This is a genomic window from Streptomyces sp. NBC_00237 (assembly GCF_026342435.1).
GTDB lineage: Bacteria > Actinomycetota > Actinomycetes > Streptomycetales > Streptomycetaceae > Streptomyces.
Window position 1 is genome coordinate 442,536 of the sequence record NZ_JAPEMT010000004.1, and the last position, 26,763, is coordinate 469,298.

At 70.3% G+C, this 26,763-nt stretch carries 30 protein-coding genes and 1 pseudogene; 12 read left to right on the top strand and 19 right to left on the bottom strand.

From position 1 onward, the window contains the following. Positions 1-51: 51 nt before the first annotated feature. From OG897_RS34410 to OG897_RS34420, 3 genes are all read right to left on the bottom strand, one after another. Positions 52-1,281, bottom strand: coding sequence for a MoxR family ATPase (locus OG897_RS34410; protein WP_266663182.1), 1,230 nt, complete (start codon positions 1,279-1,281; stop codon positions 52-54). Between the two features lie 139 nt (positions 1,282-1,420). Further along, entirely contained in the window at positions 1,421-2,854 is a 1,434-nt protein-coding gene (locus OG897_RS34415) for a hypothetical protein (RefSeq protein ID WP_266663183.1), read from the bottom strand. Positions 2,855-2,906: 52 nt separating this feature from the next. Continuing rightward, positions 2,907-3,248 carry a hypothetical protein gene (locus tag OG897_RS34420; RefSeq protein ID WP_266663185.1) on the bottom strand — a complete coding sequence of 114 codons (342 nt, stop codon included), beginning with the start codon at positions 3,246-3,248 and terminating at the stop codon, positions 2,907-2,909. Positions 3,249-3,302: 54 nt separating this feature from the next. Between OG897_RS34420 and OG897_RS34425 the strand changes: the two are divergent. After that, a pseudogene (locus tag OG897_RS34425) lies at positions 3,303-3,574 on the top strand (LysR family transcriptional regulator); the annotation flags it as partial. Between the two features lie 186 nt (positions 3,575-3,760). Continuing rightward, positions 3,761-4,066: a hypothetical protein gene (locus OG897_RS34430; protein ID WP_266663187.1), complete on the top strand. Its 306-nt coding sequence runs from the start codon at positions 3,761-3,763 to the stop codon at positions 4,064-4,066. On the opposite strand, the gene OG897_RS34435 is transcribed toward OG897_RS34430, so the two are convergent. Then, complete coding sequence (locus OG897_RS34435; protein ID WP_266663188.1) at positions 4,063-4,917, bottom strand: NAD(P)H-binding protein; 855 nt, start codon at positions 4,915-4,917, stop codon at positions 4,063-4,065. The two genes, OG897_RS34430 and OG897_RS34435, sit on opposite strands and share 4 nt — an antisense overlap. Positions 4,918-5,020: 103 nt before the next feature. On the opposite strand from OG897_RS34435, the gene OG897_RS34440 reads away from it, so the two are divergent. Next, a complete protein-coding gene (locus OG897_RS34440; protein WP_266663189.1) occupies positions 5,021-5,521 on the top strand; it encodes a MarR family winged helix-turn-helix transcriptional regulator in 501 nt (166 codons plus the stop codon). A gap of 18 nt (positions 5,522-5,539) precedes the next feature. Here OG897_RS34440 and OG897_RS34445 read toward each other — a convergent pair whose 3' ends face one another. The 4 genes from OG897_RS34445 to OG897_RS34460 all read right to left on the bottom strand — a co-directional run bounded on the left by OG897_RS34445 (position 5,540) and on the right by OG897_RS34460 (position 10,310). Further along, positions 5,540-6,196 (bottom strand): bifunctional 2-polyprenyl-6-hydroxyphenol methylase/3-demethylubiquinol 3-O-methyltransferase UbiG, encoded by a 657-nt coding sequence (locus OG897_RS34445; protein ID WP_266663191.1) that lies wholly within the window; start codon positions 6,194-6,196, stop codon positions 5,540-5,542. Continuing rightward, positions 6,196-6,786 (bottom strand): GNAT family N-acetyltransferase, encoded by a 591-nt coding sequence (locus tag OG897_RS34450; RefSeq protein WP_266663193.1) that lies wholly within the window; start codon positions 6,784-6,786, stop codon positions 6,196-6,198. Before OG897_RS34450 ends, OG897_RS34445 begins: the two co-directional genes overlap by 1 nt. Positions 6,787-6,849: 63 nt before the next feature. Continuing rightward, positions 6,850-9,393: an ABC transporter permease gene (locus OG897_RS34455; RefSeq protein ID WP_266663195.1), complete on the bottom strand. Its 2,544-nt coding sequence runs from the start codon at positions 9,391-9,393 to the stop codon at positions 6,850-6,852. Further along, on the bottom strand, positions 9,390-10,310 hold the full coding sequence (locus tag OG897_RS34460) for an ABC transporter ATP-binding protein (RefSeq protein WP_266663197.1): 921 nt from the start codon (positions 10,308-10,310) through the stop codon (positions 9,390-9,392). Before OG897_RS34460 ends, OG897_RS34455 begins: the two co-directional genes overlap by 4 nt. 359 nt (positions 10,311-10,669) lie before the next feature. On the opposite strand from OG897_RS34460, the gene OG897_RS34465 reads away from it, so the two are divergent. The 4 genes from OG897_RS34465 (at position 10,670) to OG897_RS34480 (ending at position 14,421) form a co-directional block, all read left to right on the top strand. After that, positions 10,670-11,401 (top strand): DUF4232 domain-containing protein, encoded by a 732-nt coding sequence (locus OG897_RS34465; RefSeq protein WP_266663199.1) that lies wholly within the window; start codon positions 10,670-10,672, stop codon positions 11,399-11,401. Between the two features lie 223 nt (positions 11,402-11,624). Then, positions 11,625-12,704 carry a RimK family alpha-L-glutamate ligase gene (locus OG897_RS34470; RefSeq protein ID WP_266663201.1) on the top strand — a complete coding sequence of 360 codons (1,080 nt, stop codon included), beginning with the start codon at positions 11,625-11,627 and terminating at the stop codon, positions 12,702-12,704. Further along, a complete protein-coding gene (locus OG897_RS34475; protein WP_266663203.1) occupies positions 12,701-13,531 on the top strand; it encodes a RimK family alpha-L-glutamate ligase in 831 nt (276 codons plus the stop codon). The genes OG897_RS34470 and OG897_RS34475 overlap by 4 nt, the downstream gene beginning before the upstream one ends. Then, positions 13,519-14,421: an inositol monophosphatase family protein gene (locus OG897_RS34480; protein WP_266663205.1), complete on the top strand. Its 903-nt coding sequence runs from the start codon at positions 13,519-13,521 to the stop codon at positions 14,419-14,421. The genes OG897_RS34475 and OG897_RS34480 overlap by 13 nt, the downstream gene beginning before the upstream one ends. A gap of 85 nt (positions 14,422-14,506) precedes the next feature. On the opposite strand, the gene trxA is transcribed toward OG897_RS34480, so the two are convergent. The 3 genes from trxA to OG897_RS34495 all read right to left on the bottom strand — a co-directional run bounded on the left by trxA (position 14,507) and on the right by OG897_RS34495 (position 15,537). Next, positions 14,507-14,848, bottom strand: coding sequence for a thioredoxin (trxA, locus tag OG897_RS34485; RefSeq protein WP_323188150.1), 342 nt, complete (start codon positions 14,846-14,848; stop codon positions 14,507-14,509). Between the two features lie 22 nt (positions 14,849-14,870). Then, positions 14,871-15,284 (bottom strand): MerR family transcriptional regulator, encoded by a 414-nt coding sequence (locus OG897_RS34490; protein ID WP_266663207.1) that lies wholly within the window; start codon positions 15,282-15,284, stop codon positions 14,871-14,873. Between the two features lie 70 nt (positions 15,285-15,354). Continuing rightward, positions 15,355-15,537 carry a hypothetical protein gene (locus OG897_RS34495; protein WP_266663209.1) on the bottom strand — a complete coding sequence of 61 codons (183 nt, stop codon included), beginning with the start codon at positions 15,535-15,537 and terminating at the stop codon, positions 15,355-15,357. A 47-nt stretch (positions 15,538-15,584) separates the two neighbouring features. Here OG897_RS34495 and leuE point away from each other — a divergent pair, with 47 nt between their 5' ends. Then, entirely contained in the window at positions 15,585-16,241 is a 657-nt protein-coding gene (leuE, locus tag OG897_RS34500; RefSeq protein WP_266663211.1) for a leucine efflux protein LeuE, read from the top strand. Between the two features lie 108 nt (positions 16,242-16,349). Here the strand turns inward: leuE and OG897_RS34505 are convergent, their stop codons facing one another. Continuing rightward, complete coding sequence (locus tag OG897_RS34505) at positions 16,350-17,324, bottom strand: class I SAM-dependent methyltransferase (RefSeq protein ID WP_266663213.1); 975 nt, start codon at positions 17,322-17,324, stop codon at positions 16,350-16,352. Positions 17,325-17,408: 84 nt separating this feature from the next. Here OG897_RS34505 and OG897_RS34510 point away from each other — a divergent pair, with 84 nt between their 5' ends. After that, positions 17,409-17,987, top strand: a complete 579-nt coding sequence (locus tag OG897_RS34510) for a helix-turn-helix domain-containing protein (protein ID WP_266663215.1) — start codon at positions 17,409-17,411, stop codon at positions 17,985-17,987. A 21-nt stretch (positions 17,988-18,008) separates the two neighbouring features. Here OG897_RS34510 and OG897_RS34515 read toward each other — a convergent pair whose 3' ends face one another. Together OG897_RS34515 and OG897_RS34520 are read right to left on the bottom strand one after the other, a co-directional pair. Then, entirely contained in the window at positions 18,009-18,776 is a 768-nt protein-coding gene (locus OG897_RS34515) for an N-acetyltransferase (RefSeq protein WP_266663217.1), read from the bottom strand. A gap of 63 nt (positions 18,777-18,839) precedes the next feature. Beyond that, the gene (locus OG897_RS34520) at positions 18,840-19,322 is read right to left on the bottom strand and encodes a DUF4440 domain-containing protein (protein ID WP_266663219.1); all 483 of its coding nucleotides are present in this window, start codon (positions 19,320-19,322) and stop codon (positions 18,840-18,842) included. Positions 19,323-19,484: 162 nt separating this feature from the next. Between OG897_RS34520 and OG897_RS34525 the strand changes: the two genes are divergently transcribed. Then, entirely contained in the window at positions 19,485-20,510 is a 1,026-nt protein-coding gene (locus OG897_RS34525; RefSeq protein WP_266663221.1) for a class I SAM-dependent methyltransferase, read from the top strand. Further along, the gene (locus tag OG897_RS34530) at positions 20,507-21,016 is read left to right on the top strand and encodes a hypothetical protein (protein ID WP_266663223.1); all 510 of its coding nucleotides are present in this window, start codon (positions 20,507-20,509) and stop codon (positions 21,014-21,016) included. Before OG897_RS34525 ends, OG897_RS34530 begins: the two co-directional genes overlap by 4 nt. Positions 21,017-21,043: 27 nt before the next feature. On the opposite strand, the gene OG897_RS34535 is transcribed toward OG897_RS34530, so the two are convergent. After that, positions 21,044-21,790, bottom strand: coding sequence for an alpha/beta fold hydrolase (locus tag OG897_RS34535; RefSeq protein ID WP_266663225.1), 747 nt, complete (start codon positions 21,788-21,790; stop codon positions 21,044-21,046). Positions 21,791-21,865: 75 nt separating this feature from the next. Between OG897_RS34535 and OG897_RS34540 the strand changes: the two genes are divergently transcribed. Next, a complete protein-coding gene (locus tag OG897_RS34540) occupies positions 21,866-22,513 on the top strand; it encodes a TetR/AcrR family transcriptional regulator (RefSeq protein ID WP_266663227.1) in 648 nt (215 codons plus the stop codon). Between the two features lie 12 nt (positions 22,514-22,525). Here OG897_RS34540 and OG897_RS34545 read toward each other — a convergent pair whose 3' ends face one another. From OG897_RS34545 to OG897_RS34560, 4 genes are all read right to left on the bottom strand, one after another. Then, the gene (locus tag OG897_RS34545; protein WP_266663229.1) at positions 22,526-22,762 is read right to left on the bottom strand and encodes a hypothetical protein; all 237 of its coding nucleotides are present in this window, start codon (positions 22,760-22,762) and stop codon (positions 22,526-22,528) included. 118 nt (positions 22,763-22,880) lie between these two features. After that, the gene (locus OG897_RS34550; protein WP_189823634.1) at positions 22,881-23,264 is read right to left on the bottom strand and encodes a DUF6009 family protein; all 384 of its coding nucleotides are present in this window, start codon (positions 23,262-23,264) and stop codon (positions 22,881-22,883) included. A 157-nt stretch (positions 23,265-23,421) separates the two neighbouring features. Then, complete coding sequence (locus OG897_RS34555) at positions 23,422-25,065, bottom strand: phage/plasmid primase, P4 family (RefSeq protein ID WP_266663232.1); 1,644 nt, start codon at positions 25,063-25,065, stop codon at positions 23,422-23,424. Continuing rightward, the gene (locus tag OG897_RS34560; RefSeq protein WP_323188146.1) at positions 25,062-26,237 is read right to left on the bottom strand and encodes a bifunctional DNA primase/polymerase; all 1,176 of its coding nucleotides are present in this window, start codon (positions 26,235-26,237) and stop codon (positions 25,062-25,064) included. The genes OG897_RS34555 and OG897_RS34560 overlap by 4 nt, the downstream gene beginning before the upstream one ends. Between the last annotated feature and the right edge of the window lie 526 nt (positions 26,238-26,763).

Sequence of the window (26,763 nt, forward strand, 5' to 3'; positions counted from 1 at the left end):
TCGTACGACCTGGCCGCCCTTCCACGTGCCCCTGCACCCCGTGCTCCCCCTTCATCGGCTCGCCTTCGCGACCGCCGCCACCCGGCCCGCGGCCCGGTCCGCCCTGCGCGACATCTGCACGACCCCCGCGAGCCGCTCGATCGACGCGGGGACGTCCCACGCCTCCTGGCGCAGGGACGCGAGTGTCGTCGCCGGTACGACCACCAGGTCAGGAGCACCCGTCTCCATCGCCCGTACGAGCACGTCCCACGCCGCGTCCCACCGCGCCTTCTCCGGACGCTTGCGGACCGCAGCGACCACCCCGTCCAGCACGGCCTGCCGCAGATCGCCCCGCTCCGGAAGCTCCGCACCGGCCGGATCGGCGAGGACCGACTCCGGGTCGGGGAGGTCCATCCGGTCGATGCTCGCCAGGAGTTCGAGGCCGGGCCCGTCTCCCACCGTGCCCCTGACCAGCAGCGACAGCGCTTCCCTCGTCACTCCCGCCGCCGTCGCGAACGCGATCAGGCTCAAGGTCATGTCCCAGCTCCTCGGCGAGGGCCACGCCCCGCCGCGCCGGGTCTCGCTGTTGGGCAGCCGGTGCACGAGTGCGGGCCTGGCCTCCAGCAGCCCGCACACCGCACGCCGCGCGAACGCCACCGCGTCCGTGAGCTTCCCCGGGTCGAGCTGCGGAAGGCTCGCGCGCGGCCACGTACCGCCGAGGCCCCGTACGACGACGTCGTGGTCGTGCGTCCAGTACAGATGGACGAAGCGGTTCGCGAGCGGTGGGCTGAGCTCCCACCCGTCGGCCGCCGAGGCGCGCGGATTGGCCGCGGCCACGATCCTCACACCGGGCGGGAGTTGGAGCGCACCCACGCGCCGCTCCAGTACGAGACGCAGCAGGGCGGCCTGCACGGCGGGCGGCGCGGTGGACAGCTCGTCCAGGAACAGCAGCCCCCGTCCCGCCTCCGCGAGCCGCACCGCCCAGTCCGGCGGGGCCATGGGAACGCCCTGCGTCGCAGGATCGTCTCCGATCACCGGCAGCCCGGAGAAGTCCGACGGCTCGTGAACGCTCGCGATCACCGTGGTCAGGGGCAGGTCGAGCGACTCGGCGAGCTGCGTGAGCGCGGCGGTCTTGCCGATGCCGGGCTCGCCCCACAGCAGTACGGGCAGGTCGGCGGCGACGGCGAGGGTCAGGGCTTCCAGCTGGACGTCGGGCCGGGGCTCCGTCGTGGTGTCGCGGAGCAGACCCAACAGGTCGGCGGCTACGTCGAGCTGAGTCATGGAAGGGGCAAATGCGGACATGAGGCATCACCTTGAGGTACGAGAAGGAACCGCCGCACGAGCGCACAGCGGGGAAGAGACAGCGAGGAGAAGGGGGAGAGCGGGCGGGAAAGCAAGCGGGAGCAGGCGGGAGAGCAGGCCCTCTACCGGGCGAGGGCCCTCAATCGCGTTGGGCTGTTCGGGGCCGCGCCCGAGGCCGACGCAACTCCCCGCCGCGACGCACCAGTTCCCGCCAGTCGTGTCCGGGCTCGTCGATCCCCACCCGGAACAGTCCGTACGCGACCCGCCGCCGCGCCGCGTCCTCCAGCTCCTCCTGGAGCGCACCGCTGCGCAGGGTCGCCGCAGGCCCGAGCAGGCCCTCGACGACGGCGAGCGCACCGGCCACGTCTCCGTGGTCGAGGCGTTCGCGCACGCCTCGGAGGCAGTGCGGATTGCGGTGGGCCTCGTCGATGGCGCGCAGACAGGGCAGCGGGGTGCCGGTCAGCTCGACCAGCAGCTCTTCCCGGCGCAGCTCCGTCGGTTCGTGGTCCAGCGCCACGAGTACCCCGTCGACCAGCCCGATCCGGTGCCGGGCACCCCGGCAGTCCACGTACCGCGGCCGCCCGGCAGGCGGCACCTCCCGTGCCGCTGGAGCACGTACGTACCCGGGTACGAGTACGGGAGCGACCAGCGGATGGAGCCCGTCGGCGTCGATCAACCCGGCGCGCAGCAGTTCCAGGTCGGGCAGTACCCAGGTCGCCGCGTCGGGCAGCACCGGAATCCCGGGCTCCACCGTGCCGTCCACGACGCGCGGCGACACCTCGTCGGCCGCGACGTCGAGCACCACCCGGTGCCGTCGCCCCACCCGCACCTGCACGACGCCCTGGTCCCGCCCGGTGTCCTCGCGGAGCAGGAGGCGCGCTTCGTCGGCCCACCGGTCGACGGCGAACCGCTCCCGGTGCGGCAGATCGGCGAGTTGTCCGGGACGCGGGCCGACTCCGGCCCGTACCCCCAACTCCCCCGCCCTGCGGGCGTCCCACAGATGCCGGTGCAGATCGAAGCGGAACCGCCGGTCGGGATGGGCGGAAGGCCGGGAACGCCCCCGTACGCCACGGAGCCCACCGCGCGCCCCGTCCCACAACGCCAGGCTGACGCGCTGTCCCGCATCCGCCCACGCGGGCGGCGTACGCACAACGAGCCACACCACGCCGGGCCCCGCGCCCTCGTACCGTGCAAGCGGAATGGTCAGTCCGGGCCGCAGCAGCCCGTCAGGGGCGATCCGGGGCAGGTGCCAGCGCAGCAAGTCAGGGACCAGGTCGCGGAGGTCGTCGCGCACGCGCCCCACGAAGTCCTTGCCGTACGCCTGCCGCACGTCACGCAGTGGAATGTCGACGTCGACACCGGCTGCGGCACACGCTCCCGCCCAGTCCCCGGCAAGGCGACGTCGGGCAGCGGTCTCGATCATGGTCGGCGGCACGGCGAACTCACGCACGCGCAGCCACAGGGAATGCCGGGTGTCCGGCGGAGGAGAAAGTGGAGAAGAAGAGGGAGTCTCGACAACGAGTCCGGACTCCGGGAATGGGCGGGCATCCACCGCCGCGTACTCAGTGAGCATCAGCACTCACCTTGCGCGGACGGGGCCCCCAATCTGCGAACCGAGGAAGTAGTCATCGCCGGGAGCATAACCACAACCCGCCGGAATCGGCCAGCACTTTCCTCGGCGCCGGAGGGAGGCTCCTCCACCTGCCCGCCGGTTCCCACCGCTGGAGCACGCGAAGCGCGGAGTGCGCTTGGTGCACGGCGGGCCAGGGCTGGAGGCGTACCTGCTCCATGTTCTCGGGGTTCTCGGGGTTCTCGGGCGACTCGTCGGAGTCGATGTCCGCGTCGACGGTAGCCGCGGGGTTGCGGCGGGAGGCCCGGACCCGTATCCACCCGGCGGGCCCGCTGAAGCGAGGTGCGTCGGGGAAGTAGTCGCTGCACCCCATGACGACCAGTTGCCCGGAGGGCACGTCGAGACCGGCCTCGACGACGTGGTCGAAGTCGTCGCGGTCTTCCGCGGGCTCGTGGACATCGATGCCGTACGCGCCTTCGTCGCCGTCACGGCATGGGGCCGGTCCCAGGAGGCTGCCGCCGAGCTGCGCATCACCCAGCCGGCGGTTTCCAAGCGGGTGGCGAGCCTGGAACGCGCCCTCGGGGTGCCCCTGTTCGTCCGCAGCGCTCGCAGCGCTCGCAGCGCGCGCGCCTCCCTCTGGACGGGCAGGCGTTCCTCCCGCACACCAGGGAGATCCTGCGGACGGCGGAGCGGGCAGCCGCCGCGGCACGGCCCGGAACACGCACTGCGCGTCGACGACCGCGGGCAGGGCGATCGAGGCGTTGCTGCACGGCGGGATCGACGCGACGTATCGATGCGGTCGGTCCCGACCTCGGGACGGAGGCGCTGATGGACTCGATCGCCGACGCCTGGCCACCGCGCTGGGCCCGCTGACTCCGCCGGGAAGGTGTCCGAGGGAGACCACCGCCCTTGACGCCACTCGTCCACTCCGGCTTGCCCAACCACATGGACGACTCATCCCCGGCCCTGCCCAGGCCCATGGGCCGACCGGTGTCGCAGCCCCTCCTGATCTCCCTGTACGCATGGGCGCATGCCCCCGAACTGCTGCCCTCCGCGGGCTTCAGCGACCCCCTCGCCACGCTCGCACCGGGTCGGGTACTGAAGGCAGAGCACACCGTCATGGAACACATCAGCCGCCTGCGCGTCACCCCTGAGGACTCCCCAGGGACCACCACGGCTCAACAGGACTCGCCACGAATCGACAGAACTCACTAGGCCGTAAACACGTGGGCGTTCTCCCGCGCCCACTGGGCGAACGTACGAGCAGGGCGGCCCAGCAGCGAAGCCGTGGTGTCGGCGATGTCTTCGGCCTTCCCGTCGGCGGCCTCCCACCCCTTGAGCAGGGAGGCGACCATCGGCTCGGGCATGAAGGCGGCCATCTGCCGTTCCTGCTCGGCGCGGGAGATCCGCTCGACCGGGATCTCGCGACCGACGGCCTCCCCGATCAGGGCGAGCTGCCGCCGGAAGCTGAGCGACTCGGGGCCCGAGAGGGTGAGCGAACGGCCGGTGAGCGAACGGCCGGTCAGCGCGTCGCCGGTGAGGGCTGCCACCGCGACATCGGCGACGTCGTCCGGGTGAATGGACGCGACCTCGGCTTCCGGATAGGCGAGTTGGACCGGAAGCGACTGCCCGATGGTGCGCGCCCAGCCGCGAGCGTTGCTGTTGAAGGCGCCGGGCCGCAGGAACGTGGCGGTGAGCCCGGAGTCGGCGAGAGCACGTTCGACCTGCGAGTGATGGAGCGCGAGAGGTTCGCTCTCGGCGCCCGGCGCGAGAACCGACGAGGACGACAGCAGCACGACGTGCTCGACCCCGGCGGCCGTGGCCGCCTTGATCAGCTCGTCGATCCCGGCGGGATTCGGATAGAGGAAGACCTGCTTCACGCCGTCGAGCGCGGCGCTGAAGGTCTCGGGCCGGTCAAGGACGAGCTCGACGGTGCCGACGCCCGCCGGAACGGTCAGTTCGGCGGGACGGGCGCTGGCGGCGCGGACGGGGAGACCGGCGGAGTGCAGCCGGTCGACGACGACGCGGCCGATCTGGCCACGGGCGCCGGTAATAAGAATGGTCACGAAAAGAACTCCCTTGCTTGCGCTTCAACATATGCATGTTGACACGCACACGTTTTCACGTCAACACATGCCTGCGGGAAATCATCTATGTACGATATCAGCCATGACGAAGCAAGCGCCTGCGGAACCGGAACCGGTATCGGCCGACGAGCTCCTCGACGCCGCAGGCCCGGCCCTGGGAAAACTGCGGCGATCCTCCCTGCTTGACGTGGAGAACCCGATCTCCGCGAAGGACCTGAGCCGCACGCTGGTGCTCAACATCGTCCTGGAAGCGGAAGGGTCCGAGCGCACGGAGGACGCCCGAGAGATCACCGTCGGAGGAGTCGCCGCCCACCTGGGTGCCGACCCTTCCGTCGCCAGCCGCATGGTCTCGGACTGCATCGCGGCGGGCTATCTGATCCGCGCCGCCTCCCAGCGGGACGGCCGCCGCACGGTTCTGCACCTCAGCCCGGAGGGCAGGGACCTGATGGCGCGTTTCCGCCGCCACCAGCGCTCGGCCTTCGAGGCGATCACCTCGGACTGGCCCGAGACCGAACGCCTCGAATTCGCCCGCCTCCTCATCAAGTACGTGGCCTCGCAGGACGCCTTGCGCCCCACACGCTGAGGCGCCGAGGCCCTTCACCTACGGCTTCCGCCACACCAACGTGTACCGCCAGAAGAGCCCCCGCCGTACCCTCGCCCCCGGAAGCAGGGCCTTCGTTTCTCCCGCGATCCGCGCGAAACTCATGCTCGCCTCCTGAACCGGAGCGGTCATCGAAGCGGGTCTGGCCACCTTCCTCCCCTGGTTCTTGACCAGCGCCATCACGACGTTCGCCACCGCGGAAGCGGTCCCGACCAGGTAATCCAGCCGTGCCTGCTCCCGCGCACACCCGACCACCACCAAGGTCCCCCCGGGCGCCAGCCTCTCCCGGAATCCCTCCATCGCCTCCCGGAACGGCAGGTGGTGCAGCACGGCGACACACGTGATGACGTCGTACGGCCCGGCAGGCAGTCCCTCCCTCGCGTCCCCCACCGCATAGCTCACCGGCAGCCCGGGCGGAGTGAGCTCCCGGGCCCGCTCGACGATCGCGGCATCCGCGTCGACCCCCTGCACCACCCCACCCCTAACCGCCAGCAGCCGCACCAGGTCCCCACTCCCGGAACCCACATCCAGCGCACTCCCGAACCGCACGGGAAGCTGCGAGAGGATCCACGGGTGGTAGTGGGCGTTGTGATCCCAGGGCCGTTCGGCGTGAAACCGGTCAAGGGCCTGAAAGAGCCGCGTCAACGGTCTCGTCATCACCCGATTCCATCACCCCCCTCAACCCCCACCCGCATCTCCAGCACCTGCCCCGGCCACTCCCCCACCATGAACGGCTCGGTGGGCGCGAACCCGTTCCGCTCGTAGTACGCGACCAGCTCGCCTCCGCCGCCCGCCCAGCAGTCCACCCTCAGCAGGTCCACCCCGGCCCGCCGGGTGGTCTCCACCGCGTGGGCCAGGAGCACCGATCCGATGCCCTGCCCCACCCGCTGCCGGTCGGTGATCAGCAGTCGGACGTACCGCTCGGGCTCGGTGAGGGACGGAATCCGCACCTGGGGGCCCGGTTCCGTCCCGATCACCATCGCGCCGACCGGCTCGCCGCCCAGCTCGGCGACGTACGTCTCGTGCTCCGTCGCGTACTGCTGGATCCGTTCCACCCCACCGGGCTTCTGCGAGTACGGGGTGGTGCCCCACTGCTGGGTGTTGCCGCGCGCGTTCATCCAGACCACGGCACCGTCGAGCATGGCCAACACGGTGGGCACGTCGTCGATCCCACCCGGACGGATGTGCACGGCCGGTTTGTTGGGGCTACTGGGGCTGCTGGGAGTCTCGGGCGTGGTGTGGGTCATGAGGGAAGCGTAGGGGCCGGACCGCTCGACAGCGGTCCGGCCCCTACGCCCGTCCAGGCGCGCCTACTGCTTGCCCGCCCCCGCCTCCAGCGGCCGCACCCTGAGCAGTGCCCGGGTCGGGAACGCCGTAGCCGCGACGGTGAGGAGGACCGCTCCGACGGCCAGCGGGACGGCCACCGCGGGCGGGATGTACGGGGCCGAGCCCGTGACGCCCCGTGCGATCGGGAGCAGCGTGATCCAGGCGATGGCCGAGCCGATGGTCAGGCCGGTGCCCGCGACCAACAGCGCCTCCCAGCGCATCATGCCCCTGACCTGGCGGCGCGTGGTGCCGGACAGCCGCAGGAGGCCGACCTCGCGGCGGCGTTCCAGGACCGTCATCACCAGCGTGTTGACGGCTGCGATGGCGGCGAACCCGCCGAGGACCGCTGCCATCACCGTGTTCGCCCACGCGCCGAGTTCCTGGTTGAGGTCGGCCTGCACGCCGTACCCGGCCGCGTCGGTGACCGTCGTCGAGGGAGCGAGACCCTGCAAGTCCCGTACCAGAGAAGCTTGCTCGGCACCCGGCTTCGCCGCCACCAGGACGTGGGAGTCGTACGCGGCCGTGACGTGCGGCGCCAGTGCGGCGCGCGGCATCAGTACCTGGCCCACGCCCAGCCCCCGGGTGTAGGTCGCCACCAGTTTCGGCTCGACCTTCGTACCGTCGCCGAGGCGCAGCGGGACGCGGTCGCCCGTCCGTACGCCCAGGCTCTCCGCGAGCTTCGTGTCGAGAGCGACCGTGTCGCGGCCGGAGCCGAGGGCGGTGAAGGAGCCGTCTGCCGGTCCGAGATCGAGGACCTTGGTGAGGTCGGCGGGGTTTCCGGAGACGCCCAGCGCCGTGGCCGTGGCCAGGTTCTGCATCGATTCGTACACCACTGCGGTACGGAGGATTCCGGTGGCGCTCTCGACACCCGGAAGCGCGGCGGCGTAACCGGCGGTCGCGGCGGGAAGTCCGGCCCCGGAGGTCAGCACGCGGTCGGCGACCACGGCCGCCGAGACGTTCCGTGCGGAAGCTTCGCGAATGCTGCTCTGCAGGAAGACGAGCGTTCCGCAGAAGGCGATCACCATGACGATCGGCGTGATGGCGGAGGCGAAACGCCGTGCGTTGACACGGGTGTTGTCCGCGGACAACGATCCAGACGCCCCCGCCACACCCGATTTGAGGGGAAAAGAAATGATTCCAGTGCCGATTCGGGCGATCACGGGGCCGAGCAGCACCACCCCCACCAAGAGGAGCAGGACGACGCCGAGCGCGGTCGTCGCGGCCAGGTCGCCGCCGAGTTGAGAGGCGACGACGGCCATGGCCACGCCGCCCACACAGAATCCGATACCGAAGCCCTTCCGCACCTTGCCGAGGGTCGCGGTGGGTACGGCGGCCTCGCCGAGCGCCAGTCCCGGGCGGAGGTTGGCGGGCTTGCGGGCCGCGAAGTACCCGGCGGCCAGGGCCGAGAGAACACTGAGCAGGACGGCCGCCACAATCGGCAGGACACCCGTCTCCAACGAGAGCTGCGGCGGCACCGCGCCCCGCTCCACCAGTTCGCCGAACCACCAGCGGGCCAGGGCGTAGCCGGGAACCGCACCGAGGAGTCCGGCCGCCGGGGCGAGCATCATCGCCTCGGTGGCGATGGTCCGCCGGATCTGCTTCGGGGTCGCGCCGACCGCCCTGAGCAGGGCGAACTCTCGGGCGCGCTGGGTCGTGGCGAGGGCGATGGTGCCCATGATGACGAAGACGGCGGTCATGGCGGCGACGCCGCCGAAGGACCCGCCGAGGCCGATCAGATACGTCTTGCCCGCCGCGAGGGCGGGCAGTTCGGCGTCTCCTCGGTCCTTGCCGGTGAGGGTCTGTGCCTTACCGCCGACGGCCTCCTTCACCTGGGCCGCGAGGGCGCCTGCCTCGACCCCCTTCTTCGGGGTGACGAGGATCGCGTCGGCCTTTCCGGGGTGCCCGGAGAGCCGGTCGGCGGTCGCGGCGGCGAACCATGCCTGCGTACCGAGCGGGGACGGGGCTGCGAGGCCGGAGATCCGGTACGTCGCGGAGCCGCCGGGGGCGGTGAGGCGGATGCGGTCGCCGGGCTTCAACCCGGCCTTCCTCGCGGCCTGTTCGTCGAGGACGACCTCACCGGCGGAAGGAACACGACCGGTGGCCAGGGGTCCGGCGGCCGCGATGCTCCCTCCGGTCAGCGGCAGCGGCTGGGCCTGCGCGCGCTGCTGGGCATTCACGCGCTGCTGCACGGGGAAGGGCGCGTCCGGCACCGCCGAGGCGACGCCGGGACGGTCGGCGATCCGTGCCGCCAACGCGGTGTCCACCCGGCCGCGTTCCGGCAGCGGAGCCGAAATGGTCTCCGGGCCGCCCTCGCCGCCCCGGTTCACCGTCATGGAGGTGTACGGATCGGCCGCGACGACCACCGGTGCGTTCGCGTACCGCACCGGGTCGACCTTCGCGACGATGCCGGTCTGGAGGAGGGCACCGCAGCCCGCGATGACGGCGGCGCCGAGGAGGAGGGCGACGAAGCTGCCCACGAAGGAGGCGGGGCGGAAGCGTACCGCCGCCCGGGCGAGACCGTTGCTCACGCTGCGGCCCCCGCGAAGGAGGCGGGACGGTACGCGGCGAGGTCGGCCATGCGGGCGGCCACCGACTGCGGGTCCGGATGGCGGAGTTCGCCCGCGAGCGAGCCGTCGGCCAGGAAGAGCACGCGGTCGGCGTGCGAGGCGGCCGAGGGATCGTGAGTGACCATGACGACGGTCGCCCCCATCGAGTCGACGGCCCGCCGCAGCAGCCCGAGTACCTCCTGGGCGGCCTGGGTGTCGAGAGCGCCGGTCGGCTCGTCGGCGAAGACGACTTCGGGGCGGGTGATCAGCGCGCGGGCGATGGCGACACGCTGCTGCTGGCCGCCGGAGAGCTGGCCGGGCCGACGGTCGCCGTGCTCGGGCAGGCCGACCTCGGTGAGGAGTTGCTGGGCGAGCCGACGGTCCTGCTTGACGCCCGCGAGTCGCTGCGGCAGCAGGACGTTCTGGGCGACGGTCAGGGAGGGCAACAGGTTGAAGGACTGGAAGACGAAGCCGATGCGGGAGCGGCGGAGTTCAGTGAGACGGTCCTCGCGCAGGCGCGAGATGGATTCGCCGCCGAGGAGTACGTCGCCGGAGCTGGGCCGGTCGAGTCCGGCCGCGCACTGGAGGAAGGTCGACTTGCCGGAACCGGAGGGACCCATGACCGCGGTGAAGCCGCCGCGCGGCAGAACGAGATCGATGCCGCGCAGGGCGTGCACGGTGGCGGAGCCGCGACCGTAGGAGCGTGCGACGGAGCGGAGCTCGATGGCGGGCGGCGCGGTCGGGTACGACGCGGCGGAATACGGAGCCGAGGGGGAGGAGGAGGAAGAGGCGGCCGGGTGGTGCTGGGCCGGGTAGGACGCGGCCGGGTTCGCCGGGGCCTCGCTCCTGGGGCGCTTCGTACGCGTCTCGGTGTGCGTGCGGTCTCGACGCAAGGCCATGACGTCCCTTTCTGCACGGCTCGCGGTGTGCGGAGCCACGGGTGATCTGGTGCTGGTGGTGCTTGATGCCTCCACCGTAGAAATTCGCGGACCGGGAAGGAATGGGGCCAACCACGCTCTACGGGGTGGGGCTAGCCCCCGGGGGCGAACGGGGTCCAGACACCTCGGTTCCTTCTTTTCAGAGAAGAAATGCAAAGCCTTGTGAAGGTGCCGTGAAACGGCAAAAACGCAGGTCAGATGGGAAATAGCGAGGCGTTAGCGGAACGTAAGCGGAACGACAGGACCGGGGCTGAAGCTGAAAGCAGACCAGGTGCCTGTACACGGCACCGACCAATGCGCCACCCCAGGGGGAGCCCCACATGCGTACTTCCGCCCGCCGTCCCGCCGTCCTCGCCGCCGCCGCTGTCGCCGCGCTCAGCCTCTCGCTCACCGCCTGCAACGGTGCCGACAAGGCCGCGTCCGGCAGCGCCTCCTCCCCGTCCTCCGCCTCGGAGCAGTCGGCATCCGGTACGGACAAGTCCACCGGGCCCGGCTCGGACGGCAAGTCCTCGGACACGGACAAGGGCAAGGGCTCAGCGGGTTCGGGCAACGACTCCGGCTCCGGCAAGTCCGGCTCCTCCGCCTCCCAGACCGGCTCGAAGAAGCCCAGCACCGGCAAGACCCGAGCCTGCACCGTCGACGACGTGAAGATGTCCGCGACGACGAACCCGGAGCCGCCCTTCACCCACCTCGAACTGACGGCGAAGAACACCTCCGGCCGCACGTGCCAGCTGGTGGACTACCCGCAGGTCACCTTCGGCGACTTCCACACCGCCAAGGTCATCCCGGCCGTCGCCAAGAGCAAGCCCGAAGCCCCGGTCGTGCTGGAGCCGGGCGCGCCCGCCTACGCCAAGATCAAGATCAACTACGGGGGCGTGGACGAGGACAGCGTCGCCCTCAAGGAGTTCAACGTGCAGGTCTTCGCCGCGGGCGGCGGCGCCCAGGAGGGCGCCGAGATCGTCTCCGTGCCGCGCGGTTTCCAGGTCGACAAGAAGACCGCGAAGACCGGCTACTGGACGCACGAGTTCCGTAACGGCGCCGACGACTTCTAAGTCCCCGCGCTCCCCCCTGACCGCCGCCCCCGTACGGATCCCCCATCCGTACGGGGGCGGCCCTCTTCTCCCGTCCCCGCCCCCGCCCCCGTCACAGCGAGCACATCGGCCGGGCGACGGCCGGAAGATCCGTTTCTGACAGGTCATGACATCCTGGAGTGTCACGACTCACCGGACGGGAACCGGCGGGCGTCCGGGGGCGTTGGGGTTACGGGGAACATCGATGAGGCTCTGCTTCCTGGTGGAAGAGCACTACCGGCACGACGGCATGCCGATCGAGGTGATCGGGCGTCTGACCTCCTGGGGTCACCGGGTGGACGTGGTGCGGCCGGGCGGTTCCCTGCTGGAGATGGGCGAGGCGGTACGGGCGGGCACGCACGACGCCTGGGTCCTGAAGACCGTCTCCGGCGGCCCCGGACTCACCCTCCTGGAGGCGGCCGCGGAAGCCGGGCTGACCACCGTCAACGACGCCCGTTCGATACGCCGCGTACGCGACAAAGCCCTGGCGGCGGCGATCGGCCGCAGCCACGGCCTGCCCATGCCGCCCACCTACGCGGCGGCCACCCCCGAACTCCTCGCCGGGATACCCGAATCGGAATACCCCCTGGTCGTCAAGCCCGCCGACGGCAGCGCGGGCCGCTCGGTCCACCTGGTCCCGACGCCTCAGCGGCTCGCCGCCCTGCTCCCGGAACTGTCCGGCGAGGGCATGCTGATCGCCCAGCCGTACGTCCCCAACGCGGGTGTCGACCTCAAGGTGTACTGCGTCGGCGGCGAGCTGTACGCCACCGAACGCCGCTCCCCGCTCCATCCCGACCACCCTGCGCGCGAACGCCGCGTCGCACTTCCGGCCGAGGTCGCGAAGACGGTCGTACGGGTGGGTGAGGTGTACGGGCTCGATCTGTACGGGGTGGACGTGCTCCTGGGTCCGGACGGTCCCGTGGTCGTGGACGTGAACGACTTTCCGAGCTTCCGCCGGGTCCCGGACGCGGCGGGACAGGTGGCGCGGGCGGTACTGGAACTCGCGCGGAGGGGACCGGAGTTGCCGGGACCCGGTGGCGCGGAAGTATCGAGAGTTCAGTCCCTTCAGTCCCTTTCGGGAGCGAATCAGTACATTTCAGGCGCAGATAAGGACCTTTCGGCCTCCGTCCGGGCACATTCGGTCCCTGCCCAGTCCCTCTCGGGCTCCTCTCAGTCCCTCTCGAACTCACCTCGGTCCCTCTCGAACCCGTCTCGGCCCCTCCCCGACTCGGTTCAGTCCCTCTCGGGCACGCCGATGCCGGTCGCCGCGGGTGAGGGCGCATGAGGGTCGGCCTGATCACGCCGCGGCCGGACCACCCGCTCCTGTCGGCGACCGCCGCGCTGCTCATCGACGGCGGCCACCAGGTCCTCGTACACGATGTACACGACGCGTCGTCCGCGGGAGCACACACGGAACCTCCGCTCTCCGCACCTCCGGCTGACGTCTACCTCCTCAAGGCCCGGACACCGCGCGCCCTCGCCCTGGCCCGTGCGCTGGAGCGACGTGGTGCGCGCGTACTGAATTCCGCGGCCGCGACGGCACTCCTCCAGGACCGTACGGAAATGGCCGCCGTGGCCCGAAGCGCCGGGCTCCCCTTCGTCCGCACCCGCACCTTCGCCGCACTCGCCGACGTCGCGGCAGGCCCGGAACTCACCGGACCGGTGGTGGTCAAGAGCCGACACAGCCGCAAGGACGACCTCGTCGCCCGTGTCGACGGCCCCGCCGAACTGCACGAACTGGCCGCACGGCACCCGCACGAGCCGGTGGTGGTGCAGGAGTTCGTGCCGAACGACGGCTGGGACGAGAAACTGTGGGCCGTCGGCCGCCGGGTATTCGCCGCGCACCGCCGCTCCGAGCTGGCCCGCGCAGACCTCGACACCCCGCCCTCACTCGTCGACCGGACCGACCTGGTCCGCCGGGTGGGCGAGGTGTTCGGACTCCAGGTGTACGGGGTCGACGTCATCGGTGCGGACGACGGCACTCCGCTGATCGTCGACATCAACGCCTTCCCCGGCATCCGGGGCCAGCAGGGCGCACCCGAGGCACTCGCCGCGCTGGTCCTGAACACGCACGGATCCACCCCGGTTACCCTCCCCCCATGCCGATCATGAACACGACCGACGACGCCCAACTCGCCCTGTCAGCCGCCCGGGCGGGCGCCTCCGTCGTCCGCGAGCTGTACGGTGCACCGCTGGCCCGCGTCGAGAAGTCGGCCGGTGACTTCGCCACCGAGGCGGACCTCGCCGCCGAGCACACCATCCTCGACCTGCTGCGCACCGCACGCCCCAAGGACGGGGTGACAGGTGAGGAAAGCGGTGCCACTGGTGCGGCCGGGACGAATCGCCGTTGGCTGGTCGACCCCCTGTGCGGCACGCTGAACTACGCCGTTCAGAACATGCTCGTCGGCGTGAACGTCGCCCTCCGCATAACCGGCTCCAACACCGCTACCGGCACCAGCACCAGCACCAGCACCAGCACCAGCACCAGCACCAGCACCACGGCAGCAGCCACGGCAGACCCCTTCAACGACGAGGTCTTCTGGACGGACGGCACGCATGCCGCCCTCCGCAAGGACGGGTCGGACACGGTCCTGAAACCGTCTCCGGCCTCCTGCCTGGTCGACCTGAACCTCGACCCGCCCTTCCCCACCTTCCGGACCGCCCACCTCCTCACCACCCCGGGCTTCCCCGAACGCTTCCGCCCCCGCGTGGTCTCCACCACCCTCGCGCTGGCCTGGGTGGCGGCAGGCCGCCGGGCCGCATACGTCACGGACGGCGAAGACCTCCGTGGCAGCGTGCACTTCGCGGCCGGGATCGCCCTGTGCGAAGCGGCGGGATGCACGGTGACGGGCATCGACGGCCTGCCGCTCGCATCGAGCGCGGGCGGCCTGGTCGCGGCGGCGGACGCGGAGACGCACACGGCCCTGCTGAAGCTGATCGCATCCGCCGCCCCTTCGGCGGTGGCGGCGCACGGCCCGAACCTTCCCGGCACCGCTTCCTAAAGAGCGGGACACGGAGCGCCACTCTCACCCTGCCCGTCCCCCGTAAGCGAGCACGCCCCGAGCAGGCCCGTACGGTCTCCTGGTTTCAGCGCACGTCCGCCAACTCCGCCAACTCCGCCAGCAGTCGCCGCTTCGGGCGGGCGCCCACCATGGCCTTCACCGGCTCACCGTCGCGGAACACCATCAGCGTCGGCATCGACAGGACCCCGTACGCGACGGTCGTCTCCTGGTTGGCGTCCACGTCCAGCTGGACGACCTTCAACCGGCCCCGCTCCTCCTCCGCGATCGCGCTCAGCACCGGAGCCAGCTGTCGGCACGGACCGCACCAGGCGGCGGTGAATTCCACCAGCACAGGAAGGCCCGCACGCAGCACCTCGTCCTCGAAGGTCGCGTCCGTGACCTCGTCCACCCCTGCTGCCTTGATCATCGTGATCCCCTCCATCGATTCGTCACTCCTGCTCGTTCTGCCGCGCACGGCTCAGCTCGCAGAGCGGTACGGGACCCTCTGGAAGCTCGGCCTCCGCCCGGACCAGCTGCGCGCCCACCTGCTCGCGCACTGCCCGCAACTCCGCTATCAGCACGTCGAGTTCGGCCAGCTTGCGCCGGTAGACGTCGAGCGAGGCCGGGCAGGCGTCCCCCGCCGGATGCCCGGCCTGCAAGCACTCCACGAAGGGACGCGTCTCCTCCAGCTCGAACCCGACGTCCTGCAAGGTGCGGATCTGCTCCACGAGCCGCAGCTCGTCGTCGCCGTACACGCGGTACCCGTTGACCGAGCGCCGTGCGGGCAACAGCCCGCGCGACTCGTAGTACCGCAGGGTCCGCGTGCTGACCCGGGCCCGTTCCGCCAGTTCGCCGATGCGCATGAGGACGACGCTAAACGTTGACGCCGACGTCAAGGCAACCACCCGTACAGGCTTCACCGCCCGCAGTCCCCTAACGCCTCGCCAGCTCCCGCACCATCGCGCCCAGCCGCGCAGGCAGCGCGTCCGGTGCGGGCACCTCAATGTCGCTGCCGAGGGCGAGGAAGGCACCCTCCGCCTGGTCGAGGGACTCGACGGGCAGGACGGCACTCGGACGGACTCGAAATCCGCAGGGGCCCGCACCTCGGTCCGGCATGCGAAAAGCCGAGGCAGGGCAGGCCGCACACGTGTGACACTCCACGCATGCTGGGTGTAACCGATCTTCCGACTTACCTCATAGGTCTCGTCCTGATAGTGCTGCTGCCAGGACCGAATTCGTTGTACGTACTGTCCGTCGCGGCCCGCCGCGGCGTCCGCGCCGGATACACGGCAGCGGCGGGCGTCTGGTGCGGCGATGCCGTGCTCATGGTGCTCTCCGCCGCCGGAGTCGCCTCCCTGCTCCAGGCGAACGCGCTCCTGTTCGGCATCGTGAAGTACGCCGGAGCGGGCTATCTCACCTGGCTCGCGATCGGCATGATGCGGGCAGCGTGGTCGATGTGGCGCACTCGGCACGACAAGGCCGACGCCGAACGTCCTGAGGCCGCGGCCCCGGCCGCGATCGAGCGCCCGTACCGGCGCGCTCTCGTGATCAGCCTCCTCAATCCGAAGGCGATCCTCTTCTTCGTGTCCTTCTTCGTCCAGTTCGTCGATCCGGCCTATGCCTACCCCGCACTCTCCTTCGTCCTCCTCGGGGCACTGGCCCAGCTGGCGAGCTTCCTCTACCTCACCGCGCTCATCTTCAGCGGCACACGGCTCGCTGCGGCCTTCCGCCGCCGCAAGCGGCTCTCGGCAGGCGCGACCACGGGAGCCGGAGTGCTCTTCCTGGGTTTCGCGGTCAAGCTGACGCTGGCCGGCGCGTAACGCACCAGCAACACGCCAAGGATCCCTGGAGAATCACAGCCGCATGCCCGGAGACGCAGCCGCACTCCGGGCATTCGCCGTACTCCAGGACTCACCGCGCTCGGAAAATCACGGTTTCCTGGCCACCCACAGCGTCCTCACCGCGACCACCGTGAGGTCGTCGCGGCGCAGGATGCTCTCGGGTCCGTCCCCGTCGAGGAGGGTGGCGAGAGCGGCAAGGTCCTCACCGCTCAACCGGTCCTGAAGGTGATCGCGCAGGCGCCGCAAGGATGCCTGCGCGTACCGGCCCGTCGCGGCGGGCAGCGGTGCGGTCAGCCGGATATCGAAGCGACGTTCCGCCTCCACGGCGAATCCGGCAGCGGCCAGCCGCACCCCCCAGTCGTCACCGAGGTGCGGTACGTCCGAGGCGTGCTGGTCGGCGACGGCGGCATGGCAGCGCTCCTCCAGCCCCGGTCGGCCGAGCGCGGCCTCCGACTCCTCGGAGAGGAAGCGCGGGAACGGTGAGGCGTCCATCTCCACTACGGCCAGCAGCCCGCCGGGCCGCAGCGTGGTCATGAGTTCCGCGAGAGCACGGTCGGGGTCGGCCATGTGGTGCAGGGACGCGGACGCCCATACGAGATCGACCGGCCCGAGGTCCTCGGGCCAAGCCTCGTCCAGATCGGCCTGTACGGTACGGACCCGGCCTTCGGCGATCCCGGCCGCGCCGACCTTGTCGGTGACGCGGCGCAGCATCGACGCGGAGAGGTCGACGGCGGTGACGTAGGCACCCTTGAACTGCCCGAGCAGCGCGAGGGTGCCGGTGCCGGTACCGCTCCCCAGGTCGAGGATGCGCTCGGGCGGAGCGGCGGTGGTCAGCTCCGCGAGCAGATGGGTGACCTCGGCGAGGTAGGAGTGCAGGACCTCGGCATCGAGGTCGAGGACTTCGGCGAGTCCTGCCTCGTCGGCCTCGGAGTGCCCACCCGGCTCGTGCCCACCGAGTCCGTGCCCACCGTGCCCGTGCTCATGGTCTCGCCCAGCACCGTGCCCGTGCTCATGCCCATGTCCGTGCCCGTGGCTCTGCGGAGCCCCATCCTGCTGCGTCATCCGAACCTGCTCCCGACTCTCGTTGCGGCTCCCCGTACCTCCGACCGTACGGGATGCTTGCGCATACGGCATACACTCTTGCGCATGACGCAAGACGGAGACCTCGACAACCTGGTCCGCAAGAGGATCAGGGGCCTGCGCATGGCCAAGGGCTGGTCCCTCGACGAGCTGGCTGCCCGCTGCTACCTGAGCCCGTCCACCCTGAGCCGCATCGAGACGGGCCACCGCCGGATCGCCCTCGACCAGCTCGCCCCGATCGCCCGCGCGCTCGGCACCTCCTTGGACCAGCTCGTGGAAACGGTCTCGGACGACGACGTGGTGATCCGGCCGCAGCGCGACGAGGCACACGGCAGGACCACCTGGGTGCTGAGCCGGGAACCAGGACCGCAGGGCATGAGCGTGGCAAAGATGCGCTTCACCCAACCCGCCCCGCGCGACAGCACGGACTCCCAGCGCGTCCACCCGGGCAAGGACTGGTTCACCGTGCTGTCCGGCACGGTGGAACTCCTGCTCGGCGATCGGACGATCCTGGTCGAGGCCGGGGAGGCCGCGGAGTTCTCGACGATGATCCCGCACGCGTTCGGCGCCCACGAAGGCCCGGCCGAAATCCTCTGCATCCTCGACCACGACGGCGAACGCACCCACCTACGCCCGAAGCCCTAATGCCCTGACGTCCCCGAATACCTACCGGCCCCGTCCCGCCACCCGGTGCCGTACCCACACATTCGGTTCGACGTAGACCGCACGATCGTGCCCCACGGAACACTCCACCGGCACGAGCGCCCCCGGAACCTCCACTCCCCCGTCCTCGTCGAAGGGCAGGCCGGTCCAGCTTCGCCACTCGGCCAGCGAACCGCTCACCGTCATCGACGCGGGCGCGATCCTCTCCACCGTGCCTCCCGCCTTGACGTGCACGCGCAGCCACGGGTCGGCCGGCAGTCCGTCCTCGCGGAGGTCCTGGACGTACGCGGCCATGGACACCGTCGGCCGGAGGTGCTTGGCGTTGGGGCGCACCGGCGCGAGCAAGGTGTCATGCCCCTGCCTTCCGACGGCCCCGCGCATCGCGGCCAGCATGCGGTACGACAGCCCGCGGCCGAGGTAGTCGGCGTCGATCGAGATCTCCAACGCGCTCGCGATCGACGGCGCGTCGCCGAACCGCCGGTCGGCGAAGGCCCACAGCAACACCTGGTCCCAGCCTCGGTCCGGTGTCTCCTCACGGCCGTCGAGCACCGCGTTGAACGGCACGCTGAACCCGCGCGCGACGACGCGGTCGCCGTCGGTGGCAACCACGCAGTACTCCGGGAACTCCTCGACCACTCGGCTGAGCAGCGCGTTCACGACCGGTTCGTGGGACGTGAACTCCGGCCAGGTGTCGGCGATTTCGTAGGCCCGCCCGATCAGTTCCGGCCGCTCGGCGAACGGGGTGACGCGGATGCTGTCGTTGTCTGTCACAGCACCGCATCCTTCCCCATCCGTACGCCACCGACCAGCGGATCTACCCCACCGAAGCCCTCTCTACGGCACGTCGTCCCACGCCATCGAGCTCATCCTCCAGCCGACCGGCGTCCTGAGGAACTGGGTGGTCTTACGCCCGGCCCCCTCGAACCATTCACCGTCGAGGAAGCCTGACTTGCCGTACGCGCTGAACCGGTGCGCGACCGTGCCGAAGACCTCGGTCCGCTCGGCGATCTCCCACTCCGAGAACTCCGTCAGCGTCCCGTCGCCCAGCATCTTCTCCCGGGGCTCGACGAAGCTTTCGACGTCGTAGATCACGGGCTCACCACCGACGTTCTTGATGATCATCCCCTCCGGAATGAACACCTCCCGTACGGCAGCGACATCCGCCCGCCGCTCTCCCCGGTTGTCGAAAGCGCCGAGGAAGGCCCCCATCAACCGGTCGAGTTCCCTCTTCACCCCGGCCACGCACTCCTCCGGCGCCCCCGAATCCAGGAATCCCGCCTGCTCGGAATCCGAATCCCCCACAGCTGACTCCACCACGCCCGTCTCCCCGCCCGAAAGGCCGCGTCCATCACGCGCCCACCGCGCCCGATGTTCGCCCACCGTCGCCCTGCGGACAACCCCACGCCCCATACGCACGGGCTTCGTACCTCCGCTCCCCCCTCGCCGAGTCGTACCCCGCACGTCACGTAACGTCAGCGCGTGCCCTTCCTCGAAATATCCGACCTGGTCGTCGACCACGATCCCCGCAGCCTCGCGCGCCTGCCCGTACGCCGGGCCGATGTCGTCGCGCGCCTGCGCGCGGCGGGCGACCATCGCGGCGCACGCATCGCAGCCGGACTGGCCTGCGACGAGGACGGCATTCTCGACCCGCAGGCTGTGGACCGCCGCCTGGTCGCCGTGCACACGGAACTCCAGCGTCTGAGCGAGGAACTGCGGCTCGGCGAACGCGTCGCGGAAGTGCTGCGCCCCCTCCTCGCCGCCATCCGCACGGACCCCGCCGTCGGCCCTCTCCGGGTGGTGGACGTGGGCTGCGGTCTCGGCTATCTCGTCCGGTGGTTGGCCGCCTCCGGCGCACTCGGTCCCGACGTCGAGCTGGTCGGCGTCGACTTCAACGCCGCCCTGGTCACCGAAGCGGAACGTCTCGCACGGGCCGAGGACCTGCATTGCCGTTTCGTACGCGGCAATGCCTTCGCCCTCTCGGAACCTGCGACGGTGTACGTGTCCACGGGCGTACTGCACCACTTCCGGGGCGCCTCCCTCGACTCCTTCTTCGCCGCCCAGGCGATGCCCGAATCTCCGGCCTCTCGTAGAAGCGGAACGGGAACCGAGGCCAGAAACGCAAAGGGCAGCATCGGCTCCGGCCCCGCCGCCTTCTGCCACTTCGACATCGCGGCCACCCCACTCGCTCCCGTCGGCGCCTGGATCTTCCACCGTGCCCGGATGCGCGACCCTCTCGGGCGGCACGACGGAGTCATGTCCGCCCGCCGTGCCCACGACGACGCGACCCTGCTGCGGGCCGCCGCCCAAGCGCGGGGCATGGTCGCACTCGTGTACGAACCCCGCAGTCGCAGCAACCCCTTCTGCACCACTGTGCGCCCGGTCCTTGGCCTGCGCCCCGGACTCGTCCCCGCCCTGCACGCCGCCCTGGGCCACAGCGCCACCGGCCGCCTGACCGGCGACCTGGTAGACCTCCTCACCCGCCCCACCTCCCGGGACGCCCGATGAAACCCCTCCTGCTCGCCGCTCTGGCCCTGGTCGACGCGGCGTTCGCCGGGTTCCGTGCCTACGCGGGCCGGGACGGCCGCATCCGTAAGACCAGGCCCACTCTGAAGGCGACCCGCCGCGGACTCGTGGTCGGCGCCCTGACCCTGACCGCCACCTCGGCCGTCGCCCTGGCCGCCCTGCTGCTCGGGACACACACCACCCCGGACGCCCGCTACGCCGAACTCGAAGCGGCGGCGGGCCGCATGCTGCTGGTGTACGCCCCGTACACCGTCATCGTGGCCGCCAGCCTGGCCTGTTACCTCTGGGGCCCGCTGCGCGCCAGCACTCTCGCCGTGGTGATCGGCCTCGGTCCGCTGACCCTGGTGCGCCCCCTGGTCGTGCTCGCCGGAGCGGTCGCAGCGGCCTGGGGCTCTCTTCCGGCCGCCGCCGTCGCCACGGCCGCATCGGCAGGCGTCCTGCTGGTCGAACCGCTGACGCACCGCAGGTGGTACACCGCACCGGTCTGACCTCCATGCGGCTGCCAACGATGCCCTTCAGACCGCCGCGCACCTCTGGTGTTCCACGGCGGCCGTCACGTCCAGCACCGTACGGGCGAGCGCCCGAGGGTCGGACAAGGTCGTCAGGTGACCCAAGCCGGGCCACACGGCGAGGCGGCCGTCGCGACAGGCGGCCAGGAAGGCACGTTCGTCGCCGCGGAAGGGGTCCCGGGCACCGTTCACCAGCCAGACAGGGCCGGGGTACTGGGCGAGCAGGCCAAGGGGATCCAGGCCCGTGATGGCATCTGCCACGTCACCCATGACCTCGCAGGACAGCCCGCCTGCGGTCATGGCCTCCGCCGCGCGCGCGGAAAGCGTCCGGCGGAATCCCCGGACGCTGAGCCACTCCGCCACCTCGGGGTACCGGGCCCCGAGGTGGAACTGCTGCCGGAAGACAGACGCGTACACCCCGCGGGGTACGCCCGTGCACCCGAGCGCAAGCACACCCGCCACTCGCCCGGGATGCCTGGCGGCGGTGGCGATGGAGACGTATCCGCCGGCGGAAAGACCTACCAGCAGCGCCCTGCCGCCCAGTTCGTCGATGGCCTCGGCCACCGCGTCGACGGCGGCGTCGATGGTGAAGCGCTCCCCGCGCCGCCGACCGTGGCCGGGCAGGTCGGGTGCGACCATCCGACGATGACCGGAACCGGCGTCGACGGCTTCCATGACGGGATGCCACATCGTGCCGCTGACACGAACGCCGTGCAGGAAGACCAGGGGCAGCGCTGAGTCGTTGGGTTCCATGCCACGGAAGCTAACACCACATGCAACGCTACGTTGCGTTGTTTTGGAATCTTCTCCTTGCTAGCCTCGACAGCCATGAACGACGAACGACAGCCGCACTCACACAGCGCGGGGCCCGCAAACGGGGACACCGGGGCCAGACCCAAGAAGCGGATCAGCGCCCCCCGCAAGTCCCAGGAGATCTTCGACGCCACACTCGGCCTCCTTCAGGAAGGGGGCTACGAGGGCCTGACCGTCGAGGGCGTCGCCGAGCGCGCCGGAGTCAACAAAACGACCCTCTACCGCTGGTGGCCCTCCAAGGGAGCACTGTTGGGAGCCGCGCTCGTCAACGGCACGCAGCTGGACTTCCCGCTCCCCGACACGGGCTCGCTCCAGGGCGATCTGGAGGCGGTGCTCGGCTCCGTGGTCACGCTGCTCACCACTGAGCCCGCGTCCAAGACCGCGATCGCGGCGCTCGGCGCGATCACTCAGAGCCCCGAACTCGCCACCCACGCGCGCAGGTTCTTCGCCGACCGGCTCGACCGGGAACAGCCGATCCTCAGCCGCGCCGTCGCCCGGGGGGAACTCGCCTCCGGCACCGACCCGGCCCTCTTGACGCACCTCATGGATCTGCTCGCCGGGGCTGCCTGGCTGCGTCTCGTCTTCCGCCAGCTCCCCCTGGACGCGGACTTCGTCACACGTACGGTGGACACCGTGCTGCACGGCGCTGTCGCACGCCCCTGACGAGGCGGCGTCTCACTCGTCTGCTGCCCCGCTCAGCATGGCCTCGCGCAGTTTGACCACCGTCGCGGCGGCAGCCGTCCGCTCAGTTCCGTCCTCGCTGATCCGGGCCCGTTCTTCCAGCAGTACCACCGCTGCTTCCAGCACTCCGACATGCACAGGAACCGTCCGGACCCCCGCGAGCGCTGCCCGCGCCCGGTCCGCGGCCGAATCCACGGCGGTGCCCGGACCGGACGGAATGAGGGTCGACACGCCACGTCCGAGCCCAGGACGGTCACGGAACGGCTGTTGCACCGGAGCTGAGGTCACCCGGCCAGTTTCTCCCATCCGGAACCGTCCGGAACCCCACGCCGCCGCATCACGCGACGTCTCAGGGCATCGCTATGGCGGCAGCCGAAGCGCCCTGCTGTGAGCGCGGCGTCTTCTCACCGACTTTCTGCGGGTCGATGGTGCGCGGGTCGACGGCCTCTCCGGGTGCACCCTCCGCGTAGTACCCGCCGGGAGCGGTGTCACGGTCGTGCGGCAGCAGGAAGAAGACCCGTCGCTTGTGCAGACCGCTGTCGGGGTCGGCCTCGGCGTGTTCGTCGAGCTCGGTGTAGCCGACGAGGCGGCCGTCCCGGGCGTAACGCGGCTTGCCTCGGCGGCGCGGGGTCTTGTCGAGCGCCTGACGCACGTAGTCGAGGTCGTCGGGGCTTTCCAGCCACACCACCGCATTCTCGTGGGCGAGATCGCTCTCGTTCAGTAGCGAGCTCATGGCTGAAGCCCCTCCTCGTTGTGTCCGACCACGCACCGGCCTCGGTTTTCTCGCTCCGGGCCGGGTCCGCTCTTCGGGTCCCGTGTGTGCGTCTGCCCGGAGGCTCGGTACCCATCGTAAGGCTGCCCGCTGTCAAGGCACAGTGCACGAATGGGCGTCATGTGATTGCCGGGCCGTTCGAAACGCCGGAAACGGCCCCCGCGACCGCCGGATCGTCCTCGTCCGAGAGCAGGCCCAGTCCCGGGTAGTACTTCTTTCCGCTGGACTTCATCATGTCGTTCGGCGATGCCAGACCGAGCTCCTGACGGATGCGGCTGGCGAAAGAACGGGAGGTCGCAGGCCGGATTCCCTCGCTGGCGTTGCACCAGGTGCCGTAGGCCGCATAGAGCACACCCTGCTCGACGCGGAGGTCGGAGAAACGGTCCGGCCCGTTGGCGGTCGGCGGGCTCTTGATGCAGCACTCCTTCAGGAAACGGCCGATGTGGTCCTCCGTGGACTCGTACGCCTCAGTGGCCATACGTACGGAATCAGGACCTGTGAGCGGGTCCCGGGTCTCCAGATAACTCATCGCACCTTCGATGAGCCAATGGAGGATGCCGGGGCCCTCGTCCCGTACGAGCTCGAACGCGAGGTTGTCGATCTTGTGCTTGTTCGGCACGACACGCTCGAACGGGATGAGGCGGATGCGCCGCCAGAAGGCATGTCCGCCGGTTCCGACCTCAGGGCGGTGGTTGCCGAGCAGCCACAGCTTGTGGGTGGGGGCGAAGGAGAAGTAGTCCTGACGCATCCGACGGGCCTTGATCCGGTCACCGCCGGTGAGCAGCTTGACCCGGGACTCGTCGAACTTGTCGTTGGGCTTGAGCTCGGAGCAGACCATGATGCGGCGGCCGTGCAGTTCGGTGAGTTCCGTGGAGTGTTCGGAGAACTTGCCCTTCTCCATCAGGAAGCCGGGCGGCGCGGCGTCCGCGTAGTCGCCGAGGATCTGGATCATCACGTCGAGGAGCACCGACTTGCCGTTGGCGCCCGCACCGAAGAGGAACGGAAGCACCTGCGCGCCGACGTCCCCGGTGATCGAGTAGCCGAGCAGCAGGTGCAGGAACCGGATCGTCTCCAGTCCCTTCTCGTCGTCGCCGAAGGTGTCGTGCAGGAACTTGTGCCAGCGCGGCGTCGGCATGTTCTCCGGAGCGACGCTGGTGGCCCGCGAGTGCATGTCCTTGACGGGGTCGGGCTTGTGCATGTCCCCGGTCTGGAGGTCCACGACGCCTTCCGGCGTGCACAGCGCGTACGCGTCGCCGTCCAGGACGTCCGGGTCCAGGGTCAGCGCGGGAGACGCCTTGGCCTGCGTGAGCAGGGCCTTCATGCCCGGCGTTGACATGGTGCGCTTGCGGTGGGCGTACAGCTCCCGGTCGCTGAAGAAGCCGCGCGGATCCTGCGCGGGCATCTGCTCGGCCATGTCTCCGGCAGCCCACAGCGCGGCCTTCTCGCCACCGGTGCGCTTCCACCGGTACTGGTCCCAGGAGTACCAGCCCAGACCCTCCACGTGACGGAACTGGTCGCCGTACAGCTGCGCGAACAACTTGGCGTTGCCCCGGTCGGTGAGCATGTGCGGCAACTGCCCGATGGCGTCGTACTGCTCGTGCACGGCAAGGGGCCCCGGCGCACCGGAGTGGCCCGACGCCTGCTGGTTTGGCAGCGCGGTGCTGGCGGTCGCGGTGTCCGAGTCCGGTTCGGGAACCGGGAATTCGAGCATCTGCTGAGCGGCGGCAGTGGCGTCGAAGCTCGTGCTCTCGGCGCTGCTCATGGGCGTCCTTGGGGGTGAAGCGGTCGGGTGGCACCTGCGGCAAGGGCGGAGTCGATGATCGTGGTGTTGCGCTGTGGCTGGTGCGGACGGGCCGCTTGGGCCGCCTGGGTCAGCAGGTCGCGCGCCAGCGATTCCGTGAAGTGGCCGCCGGCCACCAGGCCGCCTGCGGTGTACGCGGCCCGGTTGAGTTTCTCGGAGAAGCTCGCCCCTTCCGGAATTGCCGCGCAGGCCGCGACCTCGGCCAGGAGCGGGTCCAGGAGGCGCTGTGCCGCCCTGGGAGCGCTTGGGACGCGCAGGCGGGGGTAGGGAACCGTTGAAGGCCCCAGAGGGGGCTTCAGGGCTTCGAGCGGTTTCTGCGGCGTCCTGAGGTTCTTCTGGGGCTGTACGTCAGCGGGGGCGCGCGTTGCGGCGGGTGCCTGGGCGCGGACCTGCACCACGTGCCCCGTCCTGGTCAGCTCGTCGGCGAGCCAGTCCGGCAGCGGGGCAGGAATCCTCGCGTCGCCCAGCGGGGCGTAGGTGCCCTGGGGGATCCGGTTGGTGGGCGCGACGATGTAGCCGTTGTCCGCCCGGATGTCGACCTGCCAGGCGAGCGCGACCTTGGGGCTGGAGCCCGTGGAGGAGCGGAATCGGGTCTCGGGGCGGGTGTTCCGGTACCAGATGTGCAGACCTCCCGAGGGCGTGCGGACGCGGAGGGTCGTTTTGTCCTTGGACGGGTCCTGCTGCCCCCTGTAGGCAGCCAGCAGTGCGAGCGTGTCGAACCCGGAGGCAAGCCCTGTCAGGTCAACACGCGGGTCGATGTGAATGCCCGGCAGGAGCCGGTTGCGGTGAGGCACTTCGGCACTGTGGGCGTCCACGTCGAGCACGACGAGTCCTGCGGGACCGCAGGCGACGCCCACCCCCATCGCCGGGTGAGTGCCCCACCAGTCGTCGATCCTGGCCGGGTTTGTGGTGGCAGCCCGAAAGCCGTGACACCAGCGGCCTGCGGGAATGCAGGGGCAGTCCCTGGTTTGGTGTCCGACTTCCCGGCATTTGTTGCAGTTGGCGGCGGGCGTCTTCCGGCCTGGGGCCAACGGGTGCACCGGCCAGCCGTTGCCCGCGCACCAGCGGGCAACATCGTGTGCCCGCACAGTCCCTGAAGGGACTGGGGTACTGGTCTCACCGTGGCGCGGCACGCGGTCGTCCTTGTCGGGGTCAGAGGTCGTGCGTTCTGGTGCTTTCAGTCCCTGTCAGTAAAAGCGCTGGTCAGCGCCCTGTAGGTACCCGTATGAGGGACTGAAGGGACTGAACTTTCCTATGAGGTCCTGAGCCTAGCGCAAGGGTGGGGAATCTCCGCGGGGAACTGCCGTTGTATCAGTTCTTCAGTCCCTTGAGTCCCTTTGAGCCCTCGGCGGGTGGGCGATCTTCGTACCGGCCTGCTTTTGCGTGCTGCACGAGTCCTGCGGGGCGGTCGCCGACCTCTCGACCGTACGTCGCACAAGCATGCCCCTGTCGTTTGTTTCTTCGCCTCTCCGGGACCAGGGACGGAAGGGTCAGGGACGGAACGGTTCAGTCCCTCGGTTCAGTCCCTCGGGAAACCTGCAGGTCAGCGGGGTGCACCTAGCCGAGACAGGGACTGAAAGGGACTGAAGGGACTGAAAATCCTAGTTATGAGCGCTCCAGGCATATACCTGCCTACTACACGCGTCCGCATACACACGC